Source organism: Streptomyces sp. WELS2, from assembly GCF_013870595.1.
Lineage (GTDB): Bacteria > Actinomycetota > Actinomycetes > Streptomycetales > Streptomycetaceae > Streptomyces.
On the sequence record NZ_JACBWZ010000500.1, the window covers coordinates 1 to 4694 of the forward strand.

The following is a 4694-nucleotide window of genomic DNA, read 5'->3' on the forward strand; positions in this document are numbered from 1 at the left end:
GACAGGAGCACCGTCCCGTGACCACCACACCCACCGCCGGCCGGACCACCGCCGTAGCCGCGCCCGGCGGGCGGCCACCCCCCCGTGCCCCCTCCGTGAACCGGTGGCCTTTTCACGCCCTGACGTATGCCACCGGCACATGTCTCACGTCCGACCCGCAGGTGTTGTCGTCCCGATCACCCCGGAGTGTGAACACATGCACGAGCCCACCCCCTACCTCCACCGGGCGGCGACCGGCCGCCCCTACTTCAGCGCCGACGGCGAGACCTACCTCACCCCGACCCCGCTGCGCGACCTCGAGAAGACCGAGCCGCTGCGCGTGCTGTCCGAGGACGACTTCGCGTTCTGGCAGACCTACGGCTACGTCGTCGTCCGCGAGGCCATCACCCCCGGCGAGGCCAAGGCCCTGCTCGACTTCGCCTGGGAGTTCCAGGGACTCGACCCCGACCGCCCCGACACCTGGTACGAGGAACCCGAGTTCCGGTCCGAACTCGACCGCCACCTGTACATCTACGGCTTCGTCGAGGCCTACCACCACCAGCTGATCTGGGACAGCCGGCAGACCCGGCGGGTCTACGACGCCTTCGTGGACGTCTGGGACAGCCCCGAGCTGTGGGTCACCCTGGACCGGCTCAACCTCAACCCGCCCAACATACGCACCCGTTCGCGCTCCCTGATCGAACCCACCGACGAGGGCTTCGACATCGAGCTGCACTGGGACGTCGACTCCACCCGCGCCGTGCTGCCACAGCGCGTCCAGGGCATCATCGCGCTCACCGACACCCGGCCCGAACTCGGCGGCTTCCAGTGCGCGCCGGAGCTCTTCCGCCGCTTCGAGGAGTGGCGGCTCGCCCAGCCACCCGGCCGCGACCCGGTCCGCCCCGCGGCCGACCGCGCCGAGTTCCCGGTGGTCCGCCCCGACCTCCAGCCCGGCGACCTGCTCATCTTCAACGGGATGCTCGCCCACGGAGTGGCGCCCAACCTCTCTGACAACGCTGTCCGAGCCGTCCAGTACCTGTCGATGATGCCCGCCCTGGAGGAGCACACCGCCCTGCGCGACTCCCGCGTGCACTCCTGGCGCACCCTGGAGACCCCCGACTGGAACGCCACCCTGCTCGGCGACGCCCGCCGGCCGGAGGCCCTCCGCTACGGCCCCGCCGAACTGAACGGCCTGGGGCGCAAGCTGCTGGGGCTGGACTCCTGGACCGCCGGGGAAGGCGACCGGTGAACCGCGTCTGCCTCGCCCTGCCCACCAACCGCGCCTGCTCCGCCACCATCACCGCCCTGCACGCCGAAGCCGCCTACGCGGTACGGAACTTCGGCGCCGACGTCCGGCTGCTGATCCTGGACTCCGCCGACGACCGCACCCGGGCCACCCACGCGGACACCGTCGCGGCCCTGCCCCCGGAGCCGGGCGTGACCGTCCACCACCTCGACGAGGAACGCCAACGCGCCTGGCTGCGCCGGACGATCGCCCGCTCCGGTGTGCCCGAGCCGGACCGGCTGCTCGACCTCATGCTGCCGTCCGCCGTCTCCTACGGCGCCTGCACCAACCGCGCCTTCCTGCTGGCCGCCTCCCTGGGCTGCCACTCCGTGCACCGCAGGGACTCCGACAGCACCTACCAGGTCCACGCCGGCGAACCGGTGTTCCCCGTCCACCACGAGCTGCCCTGGCTCGGCCGCCCCGCCGCCGAGGCGACGGCATCGGTCACCCGCACCGACCTCGACCCGGCCCTGGCCCACCGCCCGGTCGCCCTGGCCGGCGCCTCCTTCATCGGCGAACTCTCCGTCGACATCGCGGAGATACGACGCCTGGACGAAGCCGTCTACCACGACGTGGTCGGCCTGTGGGCACCCGGCGACTGGCCCGAGGACCGCCGCCGCGCGCTGGTCGAGGAGTCCTTCACGGGCGCGGGCACCGCCCCCTTCACCGGCGACCGCTCCACCCTCACCGTGGTCGACCCCATGCGCGTCGACATGTGCAACATCGCCTTCGACCGGGCGGTGTACGAGCGGGTCCCGCTGCCGCCCGCCACCGACACCATCGGCAGCGACTACTTCCTCCTCCACCTCGTCCACGACGCGGGCCTGCCCGGCATCCTGCACAACCGCCACATCGAGAACTTCCACACCCCCGAACGCCGCACCGACACCGGCTTCCCCGCCTACCAGCGGCGGTTCGTGAAGTTCCTGCTGTCCATGCTCCACTTCCACCACGTCTACGACCGCATGGCTGCGGAGGGCTCCGCCGGACTGCTCGGCCCCGGCCACCGGATCCGCCCCGACCGGGTGGCACGGCTCGTGCGCGAGAGCACCACCCTGGACCGCACCGAGAACATCTGGCGCCTGGACCGGGTCGACACGGCGTACCGCAAACTCGGCGGCAGGTACGCGCGATTCGCCGACCGGCTGGCCGCGGAGCGCGACGAGCTGCTGGACCGGGCGGCACGGGACATGGAGGACTTCGCCCTCCTGACCGAGGCATGGCCGGCACTGATCGAAGCGGCCCGCACATGAACGCCCCGGACCCGCGGGCCCAGCCGCCCGCGACCGACCACATCCGCTACGACCTCACCGGCATCGAGCACCAATACGACACCCTGCTGCGCGAACTGCCCGGGACGGACATCCGCTTCGCCCTCAAGGCCTGCCCGGTCGACGAGGTCCTCTGCTGCCTGGCTGACCGCGGCGCCGGCTTCGACACCGCGAGCCCCGCCGAGATCCGGCAGGCCCTCCGGGCCGGGGCGCCGCCCCACCGCGTCCACTACGGCAACACCATCAAGTCCGACCGCGACATCGCCGAAGCCCACCGCCTCGGTGTCCGCACGTTCGCCACCGACAGCCTCGAGGACGTCACCGCGATCGCCGGGAACGCCCCCGGCGCACGCGTGTTCTGCCGGCTGGCCACCAGCGGCCAGGGCGCCCTGTGGGGCCTGAACCGCAAGTTCGGCTGCGACCCGGACGACGCCGTACGGATCATGGACGCCGCCCGCGCGGCCGGCCTCGTCCCCTCCGGACTGTCCGTGCACGTCGGCTCCCAGCAGATGACCGGCGAGGCCTGGCAGCAGGCCCTGGACACCCTCGCCGGAACGCTGCTCGCGCTGGCCGGGCGCGGGATCGTACCCGACCACGTCAACCTCGGCGGCGGGCTGCCCGCGCTCGGCTACCTGGACCGGCGCGGCACCCCGCTCGACCCGCCGCTGGACAAGATCTTCACCGTGCTCCGCGAGGGCATGGAACACCTGAACGGCCTGGCCGCCGCCCCGCTCCGGTTCGTCCTGGAGCCGGGCCGGCACCTGGTCGCCGACCACGGCGCGGTCCGGGCGCACGTGGTGCGGCTGACCGAGCGGACCGGACCCGACGGCCGGGTGGCCCGCTGGCTGTACCTGAGCGCGGGCAAGTTCAACGGCCTGTACGAGATGGACCAGGTCACCCACCCGCTGGTCTTCCCCGGGCGGGAGGCCGACGAGCACGTGCCCGCCGTCGTCGCGGGCCCCACCTGCGACGGCGACGACGCCTACGGCGGCGGCCGGCACCCGGTGCCCGTGCCCCGGACCCTCGCCTCCGGCGACCCGGTGTGGATCCTCTCCGCCGGCGCCTACGCCCCCAGTTACACGACCCAGGGCTTCAACGGCATCCGCCCGCTGCCGTGCGTGTGCGTACGAGGCCCGGAAGGACTCCCACCGACATGAACGACCGTCTACGGGGCATCACCGAGGCCGACTGGCCCCGGCTGGCCGCCCTGGAGAGCGAGGCGTACGCGGACCTCTCCCTCGCCGAGGGCGAGGAGGCGCTGCGCTCCCGGGCCCGCGCCTCGGCCGGCACCTGCTTCGTCCTGGAACACGACGGCCGGCCCGCCGGCTACGTCCTCGCCCTGCCCTACCCCCGGTTCCGCTGTCCCGCGCTGGGCAGCCCGGAACCGGCCGTCCACGACACCGCCAACCTGCACCTGCACGACATCGTCGTCAGCGCCCCGCTGCGCCGCCGGGGGCTCGGCACCCGGCTGGTGCGCCACCTGACCGAGACGGCCCGGGCGCGCGGCTTCACCACCGTCTCGCTGGTCGCCGTCGGCGACAAGGAGGGGTTCTGGCGCGCCCGCGGCTACCGCGCCCACCCGTCGGCCCCGGTCCCGCCGGAGTACGGCCGGGGCGCGGTCTACATGTCGGCGCCGGTGGCCGCCCCGGCCCGGCCGCACCGGGAGGCGGTGTGATGACCGCCGGATCCTTCGCGCGCGCCAAGTGGTCGATCGCCGCGCTGTTCTGCTTCCTCGGCTTCCAGTACGGCACCTGGATCGCCCGGCTGCCCGCGCTGAAGACCCGGCTGGACCTCGGCGCCGGCGAGGTGGGGCTGCTGCTGATGGCCTGCGGGGCGGGCGCGGCGGTCTCCTTCCCGCTGGTCGCCGTGCTGATGCGGCGGCTCGGCTCCCGGCGGCTGTCCCTGGGGTCCGCCGCCGCCCTGACCGCCGTACTGGCCGCCCTGTCCGCCGTGCCGAACTACCCGCTGGCGCTGCTCGCCGTGGCCGCCGACGGGGTCGCGGTCGGCTGTCTCAACGTGGCGATGAACGCGCAGGGGGCCGCGCTGGAGAAGGCGTACGACCGCACCGCCATGTCCCAGCTGCACGCCACCTTCAGCGCCGGGCTGCTCGCCGCCGCGCTGCTGGCCTCCGGTGCCACCGCCGTGACCGGGTCCGTCCC

The 4694-nt window shown here is 73.6% G+C and carries 4 protein-coding genes and 1 pseudogene; all 5 read left to right on the forward strand.

Annotation, left to right across the window (positions count from 1 at the left end; translation table 11 throughout):
* Window positions 1–196: 196 nt before the first annotated feature.
* The gene (locus H5J33_RS24195; RefSeq protein ID WP_181796994.1) at window positions 197–1228 is read left to right on the forward strand and encodes a phytanoyl-CoA dioxygenase family protein; all 1032 of its coding nucleotides are present in this window, start codon (window positions 197–199) and stop codon (window positions 1226–1228) included.
* Complete coding sequence (locus H5J33_RS24200; RefSeq protein WP_181796995.1) at window positions 1225–2517, forward strand: DUF6271 family protein; 1293 nt, start codon at window positions 1225–1227, stop codon at window positions 2515–2517. The genes H5J33_RS24195 and H5J33_RS24200 overlap by 4 nt, the downstream gene beginning before the upstream one ends.
* Window positions 2514–3692 (forward strand): type III PLP-dependent enzyme, encoded by a 1179-nt coding sequence (locus H5J33_RS24205; protein WP_258565356.1) that lies wholly within the window; start codon window positions 2514–2516, stop codon window positions 3690–3692. Before H5J33_RS24200 ends, H5J33_RS24205 begins: the two co-directional genes overlap by 4 nt.
* Complete coding sequence (locus H5J33_RS24210) at window positions 3689–4210, forward strand: GNAT family N-acetyltransferase (protein ID WP_181796997.1); 522 nt, start codon at window positions 3689–3691, stop codon at window positions 4208–4210. The genes H5J33_RS24205 and H5J33_RS24210 overlap by 4 nt, the downstream gene beginning before the upstream one ends.
* A pseudogene (locus tag H5J33_RS24215) lies at window positions 4207–4694 on the forward strand (MFS transporter); the annotation flags it as partial. The gene H5J33_RS24210 and the pseudogene H5J33_RS24215, both read left to right, overlap by 4 nt.